The sequence below is a fragment of the Mycobacterium sp. WUMAC-067 genome (assembly GCF_020217485.1).
GTDB lineage: Bacteria > Actinomycetota > Actinomycetes > Mycobacteriales > Mycobacteriaceae > Mycobacterium.
In genome coordinates this window covers 1-616 of the sequence record NZ_JAEKMI010000183.1, presented here as the reverse complement: position 1 = coordinate 616, position 616 = coordinate 1, and the positions used below count along the sequence as shown (strand labels likewise).

The following is a 616-nucleotide window of genomic DNA, read 5'->3' as shown; positions in this document are numbered from 1 at the left end:
ATGCGTGGGCCCACCGGCGGAGTACGGGATCGTATGGTCCACATCGCAGGCGGTGGCCGGGCGATCACAACCGGGCCAGCGACAGGTCAGATCCCGACACCGCACGAAATCGGCCAACGCCTTCGAGGGCACATACCCCGGCTCCGGGGCCGCATCGCCGGGATGGGTCAGCGGCACCAGCCGGGCCGAGGCCGCCAACTCCGCAACCACCTCGGGTGGGATCAATCCCTCGCCACCGATCTCGACACCCGGCGTGGATGCGCGACCCTGCAGCACAGCGTGCGCGCCGATCACATGGATCACCACCGGGCCCGCGGCCCGACCCCCCGCCGCACAATCCGGGCGACCGCAGCGACACCCCAACCGATCGGCGTCGGCGGCCAACGCCCCCAACGCATCAGCGCGGCGCTGCTCACGGGTGCGCGGGTCATGTACACACACCGTGGCCGCCAACCCATCCAACCGTTTGTCCAGGGCATGGGCGTCCGCGGCGTACAGGGTGGCTTCCACATGCGCCAGGCCGTCGCCCATGTCGGCCATCCACACCTCGCGGCCGGCCGCACGCTCCTGGCGCCGGCGCACCGCATCGACGTCCGCGCGCGCGACCACCTTGTCG

At 71.8% G+C, this 616-nt stretch carries 1 protein-coding gene; it reads right to left on the bottom strand.

The genetic code is table 11. The annotated features are described in order from the left end of the window. On the bottom strand, positions 1 to 616 hold a 616-nt coding region (locus tag JF781_RS28130), incomplete at both ends, for an HNH endonuclease signature motif containing protein (RefSeq protein WP_225341377.1).